Here is a 21334-nt window from a genome sequence, read left to right on the forward strand (position 1 = left end):
TCACTCAGTCACGTCCCGGCTGACTAAAAAATCTTTTAATACTCGCAATCAAAGGGGAAAAATCAGGGTAGACACTGGTTCCCTTGGGGATTTGCTTAGCCTGTTCAGACAAGGGCAAAACGGGAGGCGCATCAATGAAGATAAAAAATACAGGGCCAACAACAGGAATGGCAGAAATAAGTAATAACAAAATTTTGAGCCACATTCCCCCTGGCCTGCGCAAAACTTCAACCCATATGCTGATACTCGCACAGATCGACAAGAGAATTAGCTCTGCCAATAAAATAGCATGACTTTCCATCAAGCACCTTTGCTTTTGCTTTAATTACCAAAATCTCATAAGTCGCATTATGCCAGATGAGCTAAATGCCATTCAATGCGCATCACAGGCAGCCACTTTATCGACAAGTTGGCATATTCCATCGTCAGTATGCAAATGGAATATCTTATGGGCGACGAGCGCTTCATTGCCTACCCTGGCCCATACCAGCTTGCCATAGCGTAGCAAGCGCCCACGTCGTTTGACAAGAGGATACTCATCCTCGCCACGCATGGCAGTTTCCTCGACAGTAAAACTGCCGTCACGACGCAGCTTGTAATGTGCTTCATAATCACCACCACCCACCTCAATGCGGCTGACATCATTCCATTTGTACACTGGTGAGAACTGATGTTGAGAAATTACTTTTCCTACGTTTATCCAGCCACCGGGATAGCCATTTTTTCTCGCTATCCATAACCAGTCACCCTGACGTTTTTTAATGCGCACAATTTCGCCTGCTGCCACCAATTGCTCAGGCACAGTTGACTTGCCAGCCGGTGTCTCTTGCGCATAAGTCTCAGTCTGAACGACAGCAACAAATGCAGACCTGTCTTTCGCTGTTACTGCTGTAGAAAGAAATAGAGCGAGCAAGAAAATCAGAGCACATTGAATGTTTTTCACACCTCATCCGCCTTCCTTATATACACTCCAATCAAACCCAGTACCCCCAGGAATGTGCACAACAAATGCAGATACAACAGCGGTATCACTTCATACAAAACATTCTCATTGCTAAAAGGATGTAAAGGCAGAATGTCGATATGCATGATGCTGTCAAACACCACATGCGACAAGGCACCAAGCAAAGCGCCTACACTGACTTGCAGCAGGCTTAGTTGTTGCCAGCGGTAAGGGTTGGGTAAATAAAAACGGGTGGCGCACCAGCGCGCCAGCAGGAAGAGCAAGACCGTGAACCCTGCCATCAAGGGCGCACCCACATAGGTATGAAAAAAAGCATGTACCGGGAAATTGCCATTCATCATGTTATAAAGTGACTCGACATCGATGAACACATTCACTGCAGCGAATGACAAAAAACTGACATGGCGCGGTGCTACTGCCTTGAGGGCGGCACCAAGGCCAAAGTGAAATGGGGTAACTGGCATGGAGGATGTTTAATCAAAAGTAACGTATGGTCAGAACATGACGCATTCTACAAGGTATCAACTCAATTACGCTTCTGTCTCATGATCACCAAGCTGCCCCGCGCACACCTCCCACAAACAATTGCGCAACCAGCGATGTGCAGGGTCTGCATCCATGCGCGGGTGCCATAGCATGGACACGGTAATTTCCAAGCCAGGAAATGGCAGCTCGAAACTATGCATGCCAGCACGCATATTGCCAGTATGCCGTTCTGGCACAGTGGCGATCAGGTCTGATGCCCGCGCCAGTGCCAGCGCGGCAGCAAAGCCCCCCACTGTCGTGACCACATCGCGTTCCAGCCCATAGGGTTTCAGAGCATCGGCCATCGGCCCCTTGCTGTGGCTGCGGCGCGAAACCAGCACATGCTGGCCTGATGCATACACAGCGGGTGTCATGGTCAACTGGCTCAATGCATGCCCCTGGCGCATGACGCCGATGAAACGGTCACGAAATAAGGTACGGGTACGTACTTCCGGGCTGGTGGCATCGCCTATCACCCCTGTCTCCAGATCGACACTGCCGTCGCGCAGCAAATTGCTGTCCTTGTTGAGCTTGGGGATGAAGCACAGGCGCACACCAGGTGCTTCTGTGCCAACACGGGCAATCAGGGCAGGCCCGAAGTTTTCAACAAAGCCATCACTGGTGCGCAGGGTAAAAGTCTGTTTCAGTTGCGCCAGATTGAGTTTGCTTGCCGGGCGCAATACCGCTTGCGCATCCTGCACCAGTTGGCTGACCTGCTCACGCAATTCCAGCGCCCTGGGCGTAGGCACCAGGCCACGCCCTGCCCTGACCAGCAAAGGGTCACCCGTAGTCTCACGCAAACGCGCCAGCGCCCTGCTCATGGCAGAGGGACTAAGCCGTAACCTGGCCGCAGCGCGCGCCACACTGCCTTCGGTGAGCACCGCATCCAGGGTAATCAGCAAGTTGAGATCGGGAATGGACATGTACTTATTTTAACGCGCATTAGCCTGGAATGATTGACAACATCGCGTCAAACGCACGAATAAAGTGCAAATCGTGCGTCTTCCGCCATAGGTACTGAAAGTCTATGATGGGGTATCACTACACAAGTCATTGCAGGTCAGCCCAAAATGAAAGCTATTTCCAACGCCATTAATCCCGCCACAAGCAGCACGCAAGTGTCAACTCAAGTACGCTGGATACTCGCTAGCCTGTCCCTGTCCATGCTGCTATCCTCGCTCGGCACCAGCATTGCCAATGTGGGCTTACCAAGCCTGACCCATGCATTTAATGCCTCGTTCCAGCAAGTGCAATGGGTAGTGGTTGCCTACCTGCTCGCCATCACCAGCCTCATTGTCAGCGTTGGCCGACTGGGTGACCTGATGGGCCGCAAGCGCCTGCTGCTGGCAGGCATCGCCCTGTTCACCATCGCATCCGCCCTGTGTGGAGCAGCCCCTACATTGAATATGCTGATCGCCGCCCGCGCCCTGCAAGGTCTGGGCGCCGCCATCATGATGGCGCTGACCATGGCCTTCGTGAGTGAAACTGTCAGCAAAGAAAAAACTGGCAGTGCCATGGGCTTGCTGGGCACCATGTCTGCCGTCGGCACTGCTCTCGGCCCTTCGATGGGCGGCATACTGATCGCTGGCCTCAACTGGCGCGCCATCTTCTTTATTAATGTGCCGCTGGGCATCCTCAGCTTCATACTCGCGCACCGCCATCTGCCACAAGATCAGCAAGCCAGCGACAAAGCCAATAATAAAGCCAGCCCGCGCTTTGACCACATCGGCACGCTCTTGCTGGCCCTGACCCTGGCCGCTTATGCCCTCGCCATGACGCTGGGACGCGGACATTTTGGTGCACTCAACCTGGTGCTGCTGCTGGCCGCTGTCATTGGCGCGGCACTGTTCCTGCTGGTAGAAACAAGAGTCACCTCACCACTGATACGCCCCGCCCTGTTTCGCGACATCACCCTCAGCACCAGCCTGGGCATGAACATCCTGGTCGCCACCGTCATGATGGCCACGCTGGTGGTCGGCCCCTTCTACCTGTCACGCGCACTGGCACTCAGCGATGCCATGGTCGGCCTGATGATGTCGGTTGGCCCCGTCATCTCCATCTGCTGCGGCGTCATCGCTGGCCGCATCGTTGACCGCATGGGTGCACCAGCCACCGGCATCGCCGGGCTTGTCGCCATGATCACAGGTGCATTCGCCCTGGCCCTGTTGCCTACTATATTACCTGCGATGCTGGGCACCACTGGTACCACCGGCTACATCATCGCCATCGCCATCCTCACCCCCGGCTACCAACTCTTCCAGGCCGCCAACAACACCGCCGTCATGCAAGACATTGCCCCCGACCAGCGCGGCCTCACCTCCGGCATGCTCAACCTCTCGCGTAACCTGGGCCTCATCACAGGGGCAAGCTTGATGGGTGCGGTGTTTGCATGGGCATCAGGCAGCAGCGATGTCAGGACCGCTACGCCTGCGGCCATTGCGCATGGTATGCAGCTCACATTTATCGTGGCGGGTGTGATGCTGTTGGTGGCGCTGGGGATGGCAGGATTAGGACGTTTGATATCCAGGAGGATTAAATAAAGCTTGCACTACCATTCATCACCAGAGTTAGCACAGCGCTCTTCATCATTCAGAAAGCACCGTCACAGGCTTGTCATCAAGCAACTTTACAATTCCCACCACTGAAGAAATTAAATACTTCTGTTCTTTAGCGCCACGCAACAAGTCCCGCTATCCACACCAATGCAACGCCCATGCATGCGGTGTGCCCACCGAACCTGTAACAGGAATGACCATGAATCTTCGTTTTTTAAATGAAGGCAAAGCCGCAAAGCAATTGCTTTCATTATGTTTGCCACTGGCACTGATCGCCTGCGGCAACAGCAAGGATGCCGCAGCACCCACACCAGAGCCAGTAGCAGAAACGCCAGCAGTGGCCGTCATGTCAGACGTGCATTTTGAGAACATTTATGGCGACCTCAAGAACGCCAAGTTCTCTGGCATACCGACTGGTGACGGCAAATTTGCCACCATACGCACCATGTATGCGCAACTGACTTCCACCCGCCTGTTCAATGAAAACTACTTCGCCTTTCGTGGTGCGCTGGATGATGCCTATGCGCGCGGCATACGCCTGGTAGCCTTGTCGGGTGATTATTCCGACGATGCACAGCCCGTCAATATCGATGGCATTGCCGCCATCTTGAAAGAATACCAGGCCAAAGGCATGCGCTTCTTTATCGCGCCTGGCAATCACGATCCAAACGAGCCTTATGACGATGACGAAGCTGGCAAAAATGATTTCCTGACGGCAGAAGGCAAGGAACAAAAGGTTTATGCCGTCAATTATTCCGGCTGCAAATCGCAGGATACTACTGTCGCCTGCACCAACCAGCTCATGGAAATGGGCTACGAAAAACTGATCGCCCAACTGGGTGAGTTTGGCTACATGCCGAACAAGGCCGACCTGCATTGGGAAACGCCGTTTTCCAACTACGCCAACGCCACCTACAGCTATGACGCAGCACTGGCCAGCGCCGACGTAAAAAACCGCCAGTTTGAAATTTGCGCAGAAGGCGAAGGCGGCAGCTACAAGGCCGAAGGCGAAAAAACCCTGGGCAAGGCATTTACCAAATGCACCAATATTATCGATTCCAGCTATCTGGTGGAACCGGTCAAGGGCGTCTGGTTATTATCGATTGATGCCAATGTCCACATCCCCAACAGCGCATTTGACCCTGTCAATGCCAAGGCATTCAAAGGCTTTGATGGCGCAGGCAATGCAGGCTGGAACAAAGTGCTGACGCATAAAAAACATTTGCTGGCATGGATCAAGACTGTCAATGCCCGTGCCAAGGCCCAGGGCAAACGCCTGATCTCTTTCTCGCATTATCCCACCATGGATTTTTACGCGAATCAGACCGCTGCCATGAAAGCCGTCTTCAAGCCTGGTGCCTTCCAGGTAGCCCGCGTGCCTGATCTGGCCACCACCGCCGCACTCGCAGCCACTGGCATGCAATTGCACTTGGGCGGCCACATGCACTTCAACGGCAGCAATGATTACAAGGATGCCGCCGGCAATTACTTCGTCAATGTGCAGTCACCCTCACTGGCCGTATATGGTGCTGCCTACAAGATCGTCAGATACAAAGACCAGGATACCGTCGATATCGAAACCGTGTCCCTCAACAACGTGGCACGCTATAACGAACTCTTCAAGTATTACCAGACTGAACACAACTATCTGCAAAACAGCAGCGTCGCCGCAGATGTGAGCAAACGCTGGAACAAGGACATACTCGCCACCAAATCCTATGGCGAATTTACCCGCTTCTATTTTGGTGAACTGTCACGCCTGCGCTTCATGGATGAATACTGGCCTTGTGAAATGAAAGAAGCCGCCACCAGCCTTGATGGCAAACAGATGCTGATCCTGTCGCAATTGCAAACCCAGGTCACTTTCGCGCAATTGAAAGACATCCCCGGCGTCTTGCCCTTGAGCGCCACCTGCATGTCAAAAGGCAGCGCCAGCGGCACTCCCGTCTCAGCCAGCCAACTGACTGCCGACTGGACAGTGGCCACCAACAAGGCGACACAACTCGCCACCGCAGCAGGCTACAAACTGGATGACTTTGCCAAAATCACTGCATACGAGTTCTATGGCGACTTCCACCGCACCGTCTATGCAGGCGAACTCGCCTTGCGTGACATGGGCACAGACCGGGTAAAGCAATACAAAGTCCTGATGAACGCATTCCCCACCAGCCCCGCTGCCATCAGCATGCTCGACGGCAAACCCTCAGACCAGAACGCGGTCAATGTGGTTTTCCAAAACCAGTTCAAGCAAGTATTCAGCATCCTTAAAGGACTGGGCTCAGGCAAACCCAGCGACCGCTTCACTATCAATTTCAAAACCCAGACGCTGACGAATACGAATACCAGCTCTGCCAGTTTTAACTAAAACGCTTGTTCATCCCGTTTGCATCTGTGCAAACGGGATGTAAAGTGACATGCGTGCGATTACGCTGCGCCAATCGCAGCACCACGCACATTAACGCTCATCAAACCGATTAACAAAGGGCAGATTTTTTACTTCCTTATACTTATCACCCTGCCAGGTATAGATATCAGCGATTTGTAATTTAGTTGACCCGTCTTTTGCATATTTACCGTTCTCGTTACTGTAACGCGGGAAGCTAAGACGTTCCATGCCGCTCGATTGGTAAGTAACTTCTGGCAATCCCTTTGTCCTTAAATCCAGAACCTTCTGGACGCCTTTACTTTTTATATCGTAGACAGTAAGCCAGTGTGCGCTGCCAGATTCCCAGGCTATTGACAATCTTGAGTTGACGGGCCAAATAGCAACCGGAACTTCCGCCATCATCTCGGTATAGATTGCCTGCTTTCCGGATGGGAGCGCAGGATTCTTAATCGAAAGACGCCTGATACATGCACCGAGAGAGCTATCAAACAAACTGCTGATATCCACTTGCAGTTCACTCGCCTCCGCCCTCCATACAGTTTTCGTGCTTGCAGTACTACAGCGAGGATTGCGCAGTGAGTCTGCTAACGCTACTTTGAAAAATGCAGGGCTGAGTATTAAGACTAAGGTCAATACGAATTTATTCATGGATTAAATTTATTTTTCTTTGGAGTGCACATCTTTGCTCTGTGCTGGTCTCATCTACTGATTCCCAACCGCATCTTCCAGCAAAGTCATGCTCCTGGCGACCTTAACTTTTTTGGAACTGAGTATCACTTTACGATCACGCTTTTCGTCATACTGATAGCTTTCGCTGATTTGCTGACCAGTGAGCAAGTTGGTGCTGACTGTAGAACCCTTGCCGACCATGCCATCGGCCTCTTCTTCATCTATGCCTATCATTTGCAGGCGCTGGCTGGCTGCGTCGAGGCGGAAGCGCCAGGTGTAGACCGAGTATTCACGTGAACCACTGTACTGGCTGACGATCAGCACGCCGTTCTTGATAGTAAGGTTGACGCCATCCTTGACGCCACCGCAACCCTGGCATTGCAAAAGCTTGCTATTGCTGCCCAACAAACCATATCCCTTGCCAGTGCTCGCGCTCAACACGATCAGGCCACGCTGCCTGTCATCCGCAGAGCTCTTACCCTCTACCAACACGGCGGCAATGTCGGCCACGCCATCAGCATTGAGGTCACTGCTGATCTGGTTTTCCACCTTCCAGCCAGATGGAACAAAGTCTTGCAATGCCTGTGCCGTGGCTGGCATTTTTTTGCCAAAGACCGTGCTCTGTTGCGCCTGACTGCCGTGGTACATCAGCATCCCTAGCAACAAGGCGGCACATTGGATAGGCGTGGCAAGCTTCATGGTTTTTTCTTTCTGACGAGGATTGATAAAGAATATTGACGTGCTTCAATAAGGCTGACATGTGCAGACATCTGCAGTATCGTTGCAGATATGATACTTGAAGTCATTTTAAAATCATCAAATATCATCCCGCTGACGCTACAAAGAATTATTGGCGAATGTGCGCTAACACGCAGAAGCATGGGGCTATGAAGACTACACTCAGGACAGTGACAAGATAATTGCAGGCTGGATGGCAATGCAATGATGCCCCCTCATGCCCGCATAGACAACATCTTTATAATTTCAGTGAGGCCATGGCATGAGACAAGATCAAACCAAAACCACTTCTATTCACACTCACATTCTTAGCTTGCCTGCGGGAAGAAAAGCCGCAGGCTTGATTGCCGGCATCATGTCATCCTTTGTTGTGGCCAGCACCTGTGTGGCAGCAGATCGCCAGGACACCAGCGCCAGCGCACGTTATGAGTATGAACGCAGCCTCTGTAACAAGGGCCAGACCAATCAGGCAAAAGAAACCTGCCTGCGCGAAGCCGGTGCTGCCAAACAGCAATCCCGCCAGGGTGCACTCACAACTCTGAGCGAAGAGCAACTCCAGCGTAACCGCGAAAGCCGCTGCGATGCCCATCCCGCAGAAGACCGTGAATACTGCCTGCAACGCATGCGCGGAGAAGGTAGCCAATCCGGCAATGCACAAAGCGGCGGCATTTCGCGAGAACTGGTTGTCCCTGTCAAGCCGCAGCAGTAAGGCTCAGTTGAACCTCACTAAGGCCTCTTAGCAAACTTGACCTGAAGCACGAGATAAAAAGCCCGCACCCGCTTGCCTTTGGCATGCGGACGCGGGCTTTTTGAATTTAAATTCAGAGGAGGTCGCTCGCGATTACCGTTTTTTGTTCATTGACATGCGTACGATTACGCTGCGCTAATCGTATCTACACGTCATGATTGTACTAAGCAGGCTGCTGGATCAGCCAGGCCCGATTCAAGCTACAATAGCACAGGCATTTATCAATACAAAACCGCCCTCGTATCACTTTTCTTCTAAAGTTCATCCTGATTCAACCGCGCAGGATATCGTTGAAGAGCTGTATTTCAAATCTCAATGGAGTGTTTGCATGAGCAGTACCCGACAGATTGTTTTTATTGATGGTGTCGGAGGAAAGCGTTATATGCGTGGCAAGTTTGTCCGCTATTTTGAACGGCGCGGGTACACCGTAAGATATTTTGACTACCGTGTGTCTTCGCAGCCCCTCGATGAAATCAAAAAGAACCTCATCGAATTTCTTTCCAGCGTGGCGCGTGCCGGGGCATATCATGCCGTGGGCTACTCCTTTGGTGGCGTACTTCTCAGGAGCCTCAATGTGCAGCTGCGAGAACACAATTTACAGCCAGAACGTGTAGTCTTGCTGGCGTCTCCGCTGCGTGCCAGCCGGCTTGCCAGCAGATTGCGTGACTGGAAAATCTATCGGGCCATGACTGGCGAATGCGGCCAGTTTGCCGCTGACGAAGACTGCATGAACAAAGTCCCCATGCTGGATATTCCAACTGCGCATGTTTACGGCACATGGCCGTGGCTGGGTGCTTTCGGCCTTTTCTTTGGATTTGGTTTGCCGCATGATGGCATGGTTGCCGCCGATGAAGCGATTCCATCCTCACTGGCGCTTTCGGTCCCGATATCGGCTAGCCATGCATTCATACCCTCAAATGATGCGGCCTTAAAAGCGATTGAGCAGTGTTTGACTGTTCACCAGCTCACTACATGCGTCAATCACGCCCGCTAAGCCAGCCAGAGCGTATAGTCAATGCCGTTTTGTATGGAGCTGGCGACCAGAGCCTGGTTTTCCGGGCTGTCGCAAAAACTGGCCAGCGCACCAGCCGCACTGATTTTTCCGGTGTTGAGCTGGTTGAGCCAATAATCATATCCAGACTGGTCCGGCGTGCGGTGCAAGACATTCTGATAGAAGTTGGTGATCAGGGTAGCATTGCTGGGTGCAGTGCCATACAGTTTCTGAAATTCAGGCGACTGGAAAAACCCTGCCGCAACCTGGGTCAGGGTAGACCCCTTGTCCATATCATTGATCCAGTAACCAAGGCCAACCAGATCAGGCTTGCGATCAAAGGCGGCCTGGTACAGCCGGTACATCTGACCAGCCGTGCCATTGATATCGAGCGCCAGCGCCTGGTCCTTGAATTGCAGGCGCTCTATGCTAATAAGCTGGTCAGTGCCGTCGCTGCCAACCAGGTCAGTGATGGCCCATGACTGGCCATCCTTGCTTTTGCTAAGGCTGTAACCACCACGCGAGCCGCTAAAGCTGGCCATGTCCAGGTCATCCCCACCTGCCAGCAAATCATTGCCGCCAGCGCCAGTCAGCGTGTCTTTGCCAGCAAAGCCATACAGGTAATCACCCCCTGCCGTCCCGCTCAGTGCTTCATTGGCGGTGCTGCCATTGATGGTAATGCCGATGACGCTGCTGGTCAGCATGCTGGTGGGTGTCCTGCTGCCATCGGCAAAGCTCAGTAGCTCTATCGAATACAAAGTGTCCGTGCCATCACGGTTGCTGGCTTTGTCTTGGATGGTATAGCTGATGTTGGCCGCATTGTAAGTGACGGTGTAGTCACTCGCATTGCCTGTGTAGTTGGCGATATCGTTACCGTCGCCGCCGTAGAGCGTGTCATCGCCAGCACCGCCAATCAAGGTGTCATTGTCACCCATCCCGTTGATGGTGTTATTGCCTGTGGAACCGAGCAGATAATCATTGTAGGGTCCACCGTTGATCGTGAGGCTGGGTGTGGCGATCAACAAGCTGGGGCGGATATTGATGACATCAGAAAATGACAGCAATTCTATCGAATACAGTGTATCAATCCCGTCACGGCCACTGACTTTGTCAGTCACGGTATAGCTGGCGTTGCCTGCGTCATAACTGACGGTGTAATCAGAAACGCTGCCTGTAAAAAAAGCCGTGTCTGTACCATCACCGCCATACAAGAGATCGCTGCCCGCCGCACCGCGCAAGCTGTCGTCACCGGCCAGTGCATTGATGGTGTCATTGCCTGCCGTGCCTGTCAGTGTATCATTGCCTGCCGTACCATTGATGGTGTTGATGTTGCCCGTGCCTGTGCCGGGAGTAGTGTTATTGATCAGGCTAGCTGGGGTTCTGATGCCATCGGCAAATTTCAGGTTTTCTACAGAAAAGACAACATCGATACCATCACGGTTGAACGCACTATCGCTGACGGTATAACTGTTATTGGCTGCGTTGAAAGTGACCGTGTAATCATTGGCATTACCAGAAAAGACCGCCACATCACTGCCACTATCACCATACAGAAAATCATTGCCGGAGCCGCCATACAGGTTGTCATCGCCGAGGCCAGCTATCAGCGTATCGCTACCACCGCGGCCTTCCAGACGGTCATCCTTGGCGTCGCCTATGATCTGCTCACTGGTATCCCAGCCAACCATATACAGCGGGGCAATTTTATTGTCCCAGATGTTGGTGACGTTGGTGATCGTCGTGGGTTTGAGTTCCCAGCCCATGTCCTGCAACATGGCCAGCTCCAGCCTGCCTAGCAGGTAACGCTCGCCATTGATATAGTAATAGCCGTTGAAATTGCTGGCCTCCAGCCAGGGCATTTTGCCGTCCGCCACGTTGGGGCCAGTACCCAGGTGATACATACTCTGGCTGCCACCTACACGCACCTCCACAGCCTCACCCAGCAAGGCGATGATGGCGGGGCCAGCCAGAGTCGCTGTGTTGTTGCTATTCAGGGTCATGAAAGAATCCCAGACCGATTGATAATTGCCTGGCAATTTTCCTGTTGCATCGCGATAACCAATGAAACCCATGCCATGCAAGAGTTCATGCAAAACCACGCTGAAAGCGTCCACCTTGCTGACATCAACCTTGCCACTTATGTTATCGGCAATAGTGGGGTCCCAGTAGAGCCCGGTAGCATAGGATGAGGTCGGGTCAATATTGATGATCAGGTCGGGCTTGTCCGGAGAAGGATCGATACCCGTGCGTGACTCTGCCGTTTGCGAAGCCTCGAATACGTCCAGGCCATTTTTCTTGCCAAAGTAAGATGTAGTGTTAGTCCCGCCAAAACGACCGGTGGATGTAGTCTCTGCATTGATCTGTATATCTATCGTGCCCCTAAAGACAACAAACTGATCAAGATACCTGATGGCAGCATTGATGGTCGCCGCCAGAAGCGGCAAAGCTGCCAGTTTCCCTGCGACATCGTTATAGGTGATATTGACGTTTGGCATGAGAAGTCACCCTGGCCAGGCAATTTAATTACGACAATATACTACGGAGTTTGGCAGCTATCATCAGAAAGCGGTGAATAACAACAGGTGCTGGAAACATGTTTGGGTGCGTGTTTCTCTATGGACATAGCGTACCTTGGCATATTGCAATCAGGTCAAACTGGCAACTTTCCAAGTTGAATTTACCTTTCAGGTAATTGCCACATCTTGTGATGCGTTTATGATCGCTGCTGGATTTATTGAGGACAACGTTATGGCTTTTTCACTTTCTCATGTTGTTTCGGCTGGTCTGGTTGTCGCCGGGCTGGTGCATCTGGCGCCTGTTGCTGGTTGCCTGGGACAGGCGCAGCTAGCTGCTTTGTATGGGATCAGCATCAATGGGCCCGATGTAGAGATCTTGCTGCGCCACAGGGCCGTGTTGTTCGGCTTGTCTGGCGTATTCATGTTGTGGGCCGCGGCTAAGTCCGAATTGCAGTGGCTCGCCCTGAGTACCGGGTTGGTCAGCGTAGTCTCGTTCCTTTCAATTGCGATTATCGTCGGCGGATATAACACCGCCATAGGTCGAGTCGTCATGGTGGACGGCGTAGCGCTGCTGGCTCTTGTGATTGCCATACTGGCGAAATACAGGTTGCAGTGAGCAGGTCGTCGACTTGTTGTTAATTGACTTGCGTACGATTACGCTGCACTTGTCGTACCTACGTAGGCTTACTACCGCACCATGTTTTCCATTCTCCTGAGCGCCCTTGTTTCCCTTAACCCGGCTTTCCATTCCACTGCACCCGGGTTCCTGATTCTACGGACCAATGTGCCGATGTAAGCAATTTTTCGAACCTGCCTTTTGACTCCAGAAACGAAGCTTTCATTTCATGACTGGGCAGAAGGGCTGGCCGGACGATGTATTTGGCTGCGCAACCACGCTAATGCTGAGTCGACATGCGGCGCGGGTACATGGCCCGCACTTCGGACGAGATGATACGTATGCCCGGGTATGCTCGGGCCAAACGGCTGTGTCAGTCGCCCAGCCGCGATGTCGTCCGCCACCAGCTCAAGGCTCAACAGTGCGATACCTTGACCGGCCAAGGTCGCCTGGATGGCATGGCCTTCATCAGAAAAAAGAAGCTGGCCCTGACGTGCCTTCCAAGGTAAGCCTGCTGCAGCGAACCAGTTTTTCCAGGTTGGGTTCAGCGGGTGGTCGTGAGTCCACTTGAAATCGATCAGCGGGAGTTGGTTCAGATCCGCCAATCCTATTGGCCCGAGCTGGGGGCTGGACACCGGTGCAAAGCAGTCAGTGAACAGCTCCTCCACTACCATGCCAGGATACGGCCCTCGTCCGTAGCGTATCGCTACGTCGGCGACGTCTGCCCCAAGGTCGACGGCCTGATCAGATGCATGCAGCTCCAGGTCGATTTCCGGATGCAACTTTTGAAAGCCAGTCACCCGGGGGGCCAACCAGCGCGCCATGAATGCATTGGTCGTTGAGATGATGACACGGCGGCGAGCAATTGGCTTTCCCAATTGCTGCAGGACTGCCTCGAAAGCATTGAAACCGTCGCGCAACACCGGATACAGCTCCACACCGGCGTCGGTCAAGATCACTTTGCGCACCTGCCGCTCGAACAGGCACAGGCCAGTGTATTCCTCAAGAAGACGTATCTGATGGCTGATTGCTGTCGGCGTGACGGCAAGCTCATTGGCGGCCTGCTTGAAGCTGCCGTGGCGGGCTGCCGCTTCAAACGCGCGAAGTGCTGGGAGTGAGGGGAGTCGCCGCATTGCGAATATAGTCGAAAACGATAGATGAGAATAACTCATCTTATGCCTGACAACTTATCGTTTGTCAACGCAAGGGCGCACGCCTATCTTCTCGTTGCGGCCCTGACAAGCCGGACTTCCTTTCACTCCCATTACGAAAAGGAGCACATCATGCTCGAACGAATTATTACCCAACCGGACAACTATGAACCCTACCTGCTATCTCAGGCGATCAAATTCGGCAACCTGTTGTTCGTCTCCGGTCAGGCCGGTGCTGGCGACGATGGCAAGATTGTCGCCGGCGGCTTCCGCGCTCAGGGCGAGCAGGCTTTTGCCAACCTCAGGCGCGCGCTGGAAGCTGGTGGATCGAGCCTTGAAGACGTCATCAAGGTCACCATCTTCGTGACCGATATGGGCAACTTCAAAGAGGTCGTGGAGCTGCGCCGTCAGTTCTTCACAGCACCCTATCCGGCCGACACTATCGCCGAAATCAAAGCCCTGTACGACCCCGCGGCAATGATAGAGATCGAGGCCATTGCCGCTGTCCGTCCTCACGCCGGGAGTTGATATGAGTACCATCAATACGCATGCTGCTCACCCGCGTGACTGCTTGTTCCAGGCGCTGGTCATTGGCCGCATGGCGCTTAGAAATCGCCTGGCAGTAGCACCCATGACGCGCGTCAGTGCAACCGACGGCGGCTGCACGACAGAGCGCATGGCTCGTTACTACGGTGCCTTCGCCGAGGGTGGTTTTGGACTAATCATCACCGAAGGGATCTACACGGACAAGGCTTACTCACAAGGCTACCTGAACCAGCCCGGACTGGCCGACGACATCCAGCGTGATACCTGGACTACAGTGATTGACAGGGTCCACAAAGGCGGGGCGCGCATGATTGCGCAACTGATGCACGCAGGTGCGCTCTCGCAGGGAAACCCTTACCGAGGCGACTCGGTTGGCCCATCCGCAGTACGGCCCATAGGACAACAGATGGCAATCTATCGAGGCGAAGGTGACTATCCTATGCCACGCGCCATGGTTCCCGACGAGATCACGGAAGCGATCCGTGGTTTCGCCGATGCGGCGGTCCGGGCAAGACAGGCTGGCTTCGACGGCGTCGAAATCCATGGAGCGAACGGCTACCTGCTAGACCAATTCCTCACCGAAGGGACGAACCTGCGCAGTGACCACTATGGTGGAGACCTCGAACGTCGCCTGTGTCTGATCGTCGAGGTCACGCAAGCCGTACGTGCAGCAGTTGGCCCTGAGTTCACGGTTGGTCTGCGCATATCCCAAGGAAAAGTCAACGATTTCACGCACAAATGGCGCAATGGTGAAAACGAGGCTGTGCAAATCTTCGGGACGCTGGCAAAGCTGCCTCTCGACTACGTCCACACGACCGAATTTGAAGCATGGAAGAGTGCCTTCGGGAACGGCGCCAGCCTGGCTAGCTTAGCCAGGCAACATGCTGGTGTCCATGTGATCGCCAATGGCTCACTCCAGGACCCTACACGCGCAGCCGACATGATTGGCAGCAGTCAGGCCGATGTAGTGTCGCTTGGACGCGGTGCACTGGCCCACTCAGACTGGCCGGCGCGCGTGCTGCGCGGCGTACCACTCAATGAATTCGACCGTGAGATCCTGTCGCCGATCGCGGATCTCGCGAACGAGGATCGCCACAACATGGAGCGTGTGCGGGCCTTACTTTAACTTGTTAACTGATTCTCTTTGGACTCCGGCACCTGGTCTTCTCAGGCACCGGAGTCTACTCATTATCTGGCCTTTAACATCGTGGGTACTCGCCTGCGAATGGTGTATCGTCAGCCCATTCTTGGCACTTTCAATTGGCGACACGCTGATTATTTTTTGCCACAGTGCTGAGTGCACATCAAGCTGACAGATGACAGCGTTGATGGATATAACGCCACCATAGGCCGTGTCGTCATGCTGGATGGCGTAGCGCTGCTGGCACTTGTGATTGCCATACTGGTGAAATACAGTCAGCGTTGCAACACGCCGAGTGTGATGGCATGACGAGGATGGCTGCAATGCAGAAATCGGTGAGTTTACGCGACTTACGCGCTGTCAGATAGGGTCGCAACTACTAGATGTGAAATCTTTAAAAACTCACTCCATTAACTGGAGCTGCCAGTTCTATTTTTCCCTCTATTAATTCTCTCTACTTTACTAAAATCACAATCATTAGCAATCTTATCCAAAGCAGCACCGCCACCAGAAAGCCCGCCGATATAACCCCCAGGTGCGCCTTCTGTATTTTCAAAGATGGTATCGACTACAACCAATTTCGTTTTTACCTTTACTGAATTGCCGCTATATTCAACCAGCGCAGTCATGTAATCCGTGCCCAAGTATCCCGCATCAGGATAGAACCAATACCCGTTACCTAGGTCTGGGTCTATTCGATTTAAGGCAATCAATTTGCCATGTTGGGGCCCTTCGATTAACACCACCTTTGCGGATAACAAATTCAACGGTTTTTGTTTAGTCAGTGCATGATATTGCTGAATCGCAAATGCTGGAAATACACCTGTTCTATCTGAAATATCTTTGTTTGGAAATAATGTCGATGGCCCTGGCGATCCAACCAAGATACACTGACCACTCAAGTCAATATCGATTTTATTTGTTGACACTGCTATTGGTTGAGGTGCCGATGGTGGAACAAAATTATCGTCAATTAGAACAAATGAAACAAGCAAACTCATTAACATTTAGGCTTCCTCATCAATTGAACTTCAGAATCAATATCCACAATTTTTTACGCTCGGCCAATCATACCTAAGAGCTAGTAGTTTCCTTGTGCAATTGCTTCTCTATGACCTAGCGATCGCAATTATGATTGGTGCAATGTGCTTGTATTTACGAAGGAAAGTTTAATGCAAAACCCCTTACGTATAATCCATCATTAACGCAATAGGAATCTGAACCTTCGATCTCTAACATGCAGTAATTAAAATAATGTTCCTGCTCATCAACTTCTTTTTTTAAAATTTTTACTGAAATGGTGGAACCATCATTTACTTCCAACAAATCTCCAATCTTGATTTCTGATAGGTTTGTCCAGCCACTTCCGCTAACAAAAAATTGTTGCCCAATAGCAGCTACTACCCCCTGGTTCTGCCCGTAAAAATCGTATCCCAAGTAATAAGCTGGCATCGATTCGTGCACTATACGCCGCAACACTTTACGATACCGCAAGTCTCCCGTAGTGACGCATCGAGATAGTACTTCCGTGCCAGGCATGATGAATTGCATCTCACTTTTATGGCCTCCTTTTATAGAAACAAGCGCATCTGATGGAAAACCACCTATATTGGAATGGCGTGTAGCGTCATGGTCGCTACTTCTCTTTTCCAACATTAGCCTACCGTTTGTTTGCTCAAGAACTAAAAATCCTTCTTCTCGAACAAAATACGTATCAAAGTCCTCTAAAGCAAGGCTGAAAACTTTTCTGTTCAGACCAGACGGGGCAATACCAAGCACAGTTTGTTTTGCGCAGCTAAATGAGTCTGCAATACAAGTACCAGGAGAAAAACATGTCAAATCGAAAGATTTTACTACGTCACCAGCCAGTAAATTTCTCAGTAAAGTCCAACCTTTATTCAAAACAAACAGGGCCAGCGATGGCTCTGCCTCTATAGACCTCAATTCAAAATCATTGGCATTCTCTGCACTGTAGCCCCCGTAATAAAGTAAATAGGTGGGAACATCTTCCTGAACGAAAATATGGGTAATTTTCCGAAAACCTATTTCACCTGTTTGCTCGCAATGCGACAATACTTCCTGTCCTAATTGAAGATACTGAATTTCCTCTGGAGGCCCATTCTTAATTAATACAGGTGTGCTTCCCATTAGCCAAGCGCGGTCCAAGTTACATTTATCCCTATAATCCATACCTTCACCATGCCCGTTCACATGCATAAATTAACTCACGCAGTTGCGATTACGCCGCGCTAATCGTATCTACGAGGGCTACTTGCTTACGCGCTCGAACCTAATTTCACCAATATAGTGCTCCAAAGTGCCGTCAACAAACACGTACTTTGCTGCATGACCAACGTCATTGATGTACGAAATTTCCGAACCAGAGTCTACATATTTTGCGATCACTTCAAGCAATTCCTTTGAACCAGCTTTCCGGTTTGATTCATGGAGTCCATAAATTCCATCAGGATAAACATTGGGATACCAGTTAAAAAACCCTAGAGCCTGACAAAGCTTTTCTTCTATCGTCTTCGCCACAAATGACTCAACGCCGCCCGGACAAACAATCTCTGGCACAATTTTTCGATGAAAGGTATAGATCTCTTCCAGGCAGCACTCAAAATGCTCACGTGGAATTCCAAAATCATCACTAAGAATAAATATCTCGTACGCCACAACTCCTCACCATTTTGTGCACTCAAAATCATAGCAATTAACCGGCAGAAATTGGCGTCAGATCAGCCCTACCCCAACATCCCCTGTAACACATCCCGCGAATCAAACGCCGCCCTGCGCAAACGGTCATTCACGCCTTGCCAGTCTTTGTCTTGCGGCAGGGCTTCTACCAGGATCAAATCTGCGTTGGCATGATCGAGTTCCCGCAAACCCGCGTAGAGGTCGTGCGCATAGCCTGCCGGGTCGGCGGGCAGGTGGCGCCAGGCTTCGGCCTGGATGGCGGGATGGGCCTGGTAGCTCATGAGGGCGAGCTTTTTGTTTTTGGTGTGCAAGCGGTTGACTGTATCGTCCAACTCTGCGGCTTCGACCAAAATCACTGGTGTGTGGGGTGCGTAATGGGCGTCCAGCGTGCCGGAGGCGCGTGGGGCTGCGGCGTCTGGGGCTGCTGGTGTCACGCCCAGCACGGCGGCCATTTGGGCGACGGTGATATGGCCGGGGCGCAGCAGGACAGGGCCGTGAGTGGCGAGGCGGCTAAGATCAACAATGGTTGACTCTATGCCGACATCGCTCTGGCCACCGTCGAGTATGCTGGCGATGAGGCCGCCGGGTTGAATCTCTTGCTCGAATTCTTCTTCTACATGGGCGGCCATGGTGGGGCTGACGTGGCCGAATTTATTGGCGGATGGTGCAGCAACGCCGCCCTTGCCGCCTTTGAAGGCGCGCAAGAGTTCTTGTGCCACGGGGTGCGATGGGCAGCGTATGCCAACGGTATCTTGCCCGCCTGATACTGCGTCCGGGATATGGTCAGCACGTTTCAGGATCAGGGTTAGCGGGCCGGGCCAGAAGGCAGCGATGAGCTGGTGTGCTTCTGCCGGGATGTCCTTGGCCCAGTAGCTAATATCCGCACCGGGGGCGACGTGGACGATCACCGGGTGGTTAGACGGCCTGCCCTTGGCGGCGTAGATATTCGCGACGGCCTTTGGGTTCTCAGCATCAGCACCCAGGCCATAGACGGTCTCGGTCGGGAAGGCGACCAGTTGGCCGCGTTCGAGTGCTTCTGCCGCGTCAGCGATTGCGCAGGGGGTGCTGGCGACTGGCTTCATGCCCACTCCGGTGCGGCAATACCAATGATAGCGCAGGCTTTGCCGAGATTGGCCTGTGCTTCTGCCATGGTCGTGGCGACAAAGGTGACGTGGCCCATCTTGCGGGCGCGGCGGGCTTCTGCCTTGCCGTACAGGTGCAGGTGTGCGCCTGGTATGGCCAGCACCTGGTCCCATGCTGGTTCGCGCATGGTGTCGGTGTCGCCTTCATACCAGACATCACCGAGGATATTGAGCATGGCGGCGGGCGAATGCTGGCGCGCATCGCCCAGCGGCAATTGTGCCAGCGCCCTGACCTGTTGTTCAAACTGGCTGGTGATGCAGGCATCAATCGTGTAGTGGCCGCTATTGTGCGGGCGTGGTGCCATTTCATTGACGACCAGGCTGCCATCCTTGAGCACGAAAAATTCTATACACAGCACGCCTACATAGCCCATCTCTGCAACGATGTGCAGGGCAGCAGCTTGCGCCTTGCTGGCGACCTCTGCCGACACATGGGTGCTTGGGGCGATGGTGGTGAACAGGATGCCGTCGCGGTGGACGTTTTCTGCAATCGGGTACACCGCTGCTTCGCCATCAACGCCACGGGCGACGAGGACGGAAACTTCATAAGCCAGTGGCAGCATTTTTTCGAGTACGCAGACCTGGCCGTTCATGCCAGCAAAGGCTGCGGCAAGTTCAGCACGGTCGCGCACGCGTACCTGGCCTTTGCCGTCATAACCCATGCGTACGGTTTTTAAAATGCCGGGCAAAAGGTCTTCCCTGGCGCTGGCGACATCATCCTGATTGGCGATACCCCAGTGCGGTGCCGGGTAGACATGCGTGGTCGCGCCACAGCGGGTGAAGAAATGTTTTTCTGCCAGGCGGTCTTGCGCGATGGAGACGCAGGCTGCGGCTGGTGCCACAAAACTGGTTTGCGCCAGCAGCTTCAAACTTTCTGCCGGGACGTTTTCAAACTCGGTCGTGACGGCCTTGCTGAGCTTGGCCAGTGCCATCAGGCCAGGGTGGTTTTCATAGCCTGCCTGGATATGCTGTCCTGTCACTTGCGCTGCGGGGCAGCCTGCTTCAGGTTCGAGTACGGCCACCTGGTAACCCATGGCTTGCGCCGCCTGGGCAAACATGCGGCCCAGTTGGCCGCCACCCATGATGCCGAGGCAACTGGCGGGGGTATTGGGTAACAAGGGCTGGCGTGGCTGTGCGGGCTGTGGATGAGTTGTCATGGTAGTGATTTCAAACTAGGAATCGTTTGTACACAATAGTACAAATTAAATGAGATACAGATATTCAGGCGAATTTGTTTGTGCTCATTGATTGGGCTGCGATCATAAGGCCGGATCGAGCTTGGGCCGTGCTGTAGGTTGGGCTACGCCTTATCAGCCCAACACTCGGCGCTTAAATAACGTATATGTTTGTTGAGGCCCAGTGTTGGGCTGGTGAAGCGTAACCCAACCTACAAGGCTAACTCACCTACGAAAATAACCCAATACACGATCATTCACACTCAAACCGGCAACACCATATCGCGTGCAACTTGCGTTTGCTTTTCGCGGAACTCAATCAACCTCGCCGCCAGTGCATCATCGGTCGTCGCCAGCATCGCAATCGCGGCCAGGGCGGCGTTTGCTGCGCCTGCCTCACCTATCGCAAAGGTGGATACCGGTATGCCTTTTGGCATTTGCACGATGGACAGCAATGAGTCTTCGCCGCGCAAATATTTGGATGGCACGGGCACACCCAATACTGGCACGATGGTCTTGGCAGCGATCATGCCTGGCAGGTGGGCTGCACCGCCAGCGCCGGCGATAATGGCGCGCAGGCCGCGCTCGCGGGCGGTTTCTGCATAGCTGAACATTTCATCGGGCATACGGTGGGCAGAGACGACCTTGGCTTCAAAGCCTATGCCAAATTCCTTGAGGATGGCAACAGCGTTTTGCATGACGTCCCAGTCTGAGGATGAACCCATGACGACGCCGACGACAACCTTAGTTGCTACGTTGCTTTCTGTAGTCATC

Annotated in this window: 22 protein-coding genes; 8 read left to right on the top strand and 14 right to left on the bottom strand. The window is 52.8% G+C overall.

Translation table 11 applies throughout. The annotated features are described in order from the left end of the window. Positions 1-4 precede the first annotated feature (4 nt). The 4 genes from H8L47_RS18835 to H8L47_RS18850 all read right to left on the bottom strand — a co-directional run bounded on the left by H8L47_RS18835 (position 5) and on the right by H8L47_RS18850 (position 2412). Positions 5-304 (bottom strand): hypothetical protein, encoded by a 300-nt coding sequence (locus H8L47_RS18835; protein WP_222616597.1) that lies wholly within the window; start codon positions 302-304, stop codon positions 5-7. A 69-nt stretch (positions 305-373) separates the two neighbouring features. Next, entirely contained in the window at positions 374-943 is a 570-nt protein-coding gene (locus H8L47_RS18840) for a hypothetical protein (RefSeq protein WP_186955148.1), read from the bottom strand. After that, positions 940-1428 carry a hypothetical protein gene (locus H8L47_RS18845; RefSeq protein ID WP_186955149.1) on the bottom strand — a complete coding sequence of 163 codons (489 nt, stop codon included), beginning with the start codon at positions 1426-1428 and terminating at the stop codon, positions 940-942. Before H8L47_RS18845 ends, H8L47_RS18840 begins: the two co-directional genes overlap by 4 nt. Before the next feature lie 66 nt (positions 1429-1494). Further along, entirely contained in the window at positions 1495-2412 is a 918-nt protein-coding gene (locus H8L47_RS18850) for a LysR family transcriptional regulator (protein WP_186955150.1), read from the bottom strand. 147 nt (positions 2413-2559) lie between these two features. Here H8L47_RS18850 and H8L47_RS18855 point away from each other — a divergent pair, with 147 nt between their 5' ends. After that, complete coding sequence (locus H8L47_RS18855) at positions 2560-4029, top strand: MFS transporter (RefSeq protein WP_186955151.1); 1470 nt, start codon at positions 2560-2562, stop codon at positions 4027-4029. Between the two features lie 214 nt (positions 4030-4243). Then, positions 4244-6409, top strand: a complete 2166-nt coding sequence (locus tag H8L47_RS18860) for a metallophosphoesterase family protein (RefSeq protein ID WP_230413818.1) — start codon at positions 4244-4246, stop codon at positions 6407-6409. A 90-nt stretch (positions 6410-6499) separates the two neighbouring features. Here H8L47_RS18860 and H8L47_RS18865 read toward each other — a convergent pair whose 3' ends face one another. Together H8L47_RS18865 and H8L47_RS18870 are read right to left on the bottom strand one after the other, a co-directional pair. Further along, positions 6500-7078 (bottom strand): hypothetical protein, encoded by a 579-nt coding sequence (locus H8L47_RS18865; protein WP_186955152.1) that lies wholly within the window; start codon positions 7076-7078, stop codon positions 6500-6502. A 54-nt stretch (positions 7079-7132) separates the two neighbouring features. Beyond that, positions 7133-7798, bottom strand: a complete 666-nt coding sequence (locus H8L47_RS18870) for a hypothetical protein (protein ID WP_186955153.1) — start codon at positions 7796-7798, stop codon at positions 7133-7135. Positions 7799-8099: 301 nt separating this feature from the next. Between H8L47_RS18870 and H8L47_RS18875 the strand changes: the two genes are divergently transcribed. Both H8L47_RS18875 and H8L47_RS18880 read left to right on the top strand, forming a co-directional pair. Further along, positions 8100-8546: a hypothetical protein gene (locus H8L47_RS18875; protein WP_186955154.1), complete on the top strand. Its 447-nt coding sequence runs from the start codon at positions 8100-8102 to the stop codon at positions 8544-8546. 193 nt (positions 8547-8739) lie between these two features. Beyond that, on the top strand, positions 8740-9579 hold the full coding sequence (locus tag H8L47_RS18880; protein ID WP_186955155.1) for an esterase/lipase family protein: 840 nt from the start codon (positions 8740-8742) through the stop codon (positions 9577-9579). Here H8L47_RS18880 and H8L47_RS18885 read toward each other — a convergent pair. Continuing rightward, on the bottom strand, positions 9576-12071 hold the full coding sequence (locus H8L47_RS18885) for a DUF4214 domain-containing protein (RefSeq protein ID WP_186955156.1): 2496 nt from the start codon (positions 12069-12071) through the stop codon (positions 9576-9578). The two genes, H8L47_RS18880 and H8L47_RS18885, sit on opposite strands and share 4 nt — an antisense overlap. 253 nt (positions 12072-12324) lie before the next feature. Here H8L47_RS18885 and H8L47_RS18890 point away from each other — a divergent pair, with 253 nt between their 5' ends. Beyond that, positions 12325-12708, top strand: coding sequence for a phosphopantetheine adenylyltransferase (locus H8L47_RS18890; protein ID WP_186955157.1), 384 nt, complete (start codon positions 12325-12327; stop codon positions 12706-12708). A gap of 227 nt (positions 12709-12935) precedes the next feature. On the opposite strand, the gene H8L47_RS18895 is transcribed toward H8L47_RS18890, so the two are convergent. Next, the gene (locus H8L47_RS18895) at positions 12936-13841 is read right to left on the bottom strand and encodes a LysR substrate-binding domain-containing protein (protein ID WP_186955158.1); all 906 of its coding nucleotides are present in this window, start codon (positions 13839-13841) and stop codon (positions 12936-12938) included. Positions 13842-13991: 150 nt separating this feature from the next. Between H8L47_RS18895 and H8L47_RS18900 the strand changes: the two genes are divergently transcribed. From H8L47_RS18900 to H8L47_RS18910, 3 genes are all read left to right on the top strand, one after another. After that, complete coding sequence (locus H8L47_RS18900) at positions 13992-14387, top strand: RidA family protein (RefSeq protein ID WP_186955159.1); 396 nt, start codon at positions 13992-13994, stop codon at positions 14385-14387. Position 14388: 1 nt separating this feature from the next. Continuing rightward, entirely contained in the window at positions 14389-15531 is a 1143-nt protein-coding gene (locus H8L47_RS18905) for an NADH:flavin oxidoreductase (RefSeq protein WP_186955160.1), read from the top strand. Positions 15532-15702: 171 nt separating this feature from the next. Continuing rightward, a complete protein-coding gene (locus tag H8L47_RS18910) occupies positions 15703-15855 on the top strand; it encodes a hypothetical protein (RefSeq protein ID WP_186955161.1) in 153 nt (50 codons plus the stop codon). A 101-nt stretch (positions 15856-15956) separates the two neighbouring features. Here H8L47_RS18910 and H8L47_RS18915 read toward each other — a convergent pair whose 3' ends face one another. The 6 genes from H8L47_RS18915 to purE form a co-directional block, all read right to left on the bottom strand. Then, positions 15957-16553, bottom strand: a complete 597-nt coding sequence (locus H8L47_RS18915) for a hypothetical protein (protein WP_186955162.1) — start codon at positions 16551-16553, stop codon at positions 15957-15959. Positions 16554-16701: 148 nt separating this feature from the next. Beyond that, positions 16702-17736: a hypothetical protein gene (locus tag H8L47_RS18920; RefSeq protein WP_186955163.1), complete on the bottom strand. Its 1035-nt coding sequence runs from the start codon at positions 17734-17736 to the stop codon at positions 16702-16704. Positions 17737-17814: 78 nt separating this feature from the next. Continuing rightward, positions 17815-18222, bottom strand: a complete 408-nt coding sequence (locus H8L47_RS18925; RefSeq protein ID WP_186955164.1) for a hypothetical protein — start codon at positions 18220-18222, stop codon at positions 17815-17817. Positions 18223-18290: 68 nt separating this feature from the next. Then, positions 18291-19325, bottom strand: a complete 1035-nt coding sequence (locus H8L47_RS18930; RefSeq protein WP_186955165.1) for an L-threonylcarbamoyladenylate synthase — start codon at positions 19323-19325, stop codon at positions 18291-18293. Next, positions 19322-20542: a 5-(carboxyamino)imidazole ribonucleotide synthase gene (locus H8L47_RS18935; RefSeq protein ID WP_186955166.1), complete on the bottom strand. Its 1221-nt coding sequence runs from the start codon at positions 20540-20542 to the stop codon at positions 19322-19324. Before H8L47_RS18935 ends, H8L47_RS18930 begins: the two co-directional genes overlap by 4 nt. Before the next feature lie 281 nt (positions 20543-20823). Next, positions 20824-21333 carry a 5-(carboxyamino)imidazole ribonucleotide mutase gene (purE, locus tag H8L47_RS18940; protein ID WP_186955167.1) on the bottom strand — a complete coding sequence of 170 codons (510 nt, stop codon included), beginning with the start codon at positions 21331-21333 and terminating at the stop codon, positions 20824-20826. Position 21334: the final 1 nt, after the last annotated feature.

Origin of the sequence: Undibacterium umbellatum, from assembly GCF_014284125.1 — a bacterium.
GTDB classification, from domain to species: Bacteria; Pseudomonadota; Gammaproteobacteria; order Burkholderiales; family Burkholderiaceae_D; genus Undibacterium; species Undibacterium umbellatum.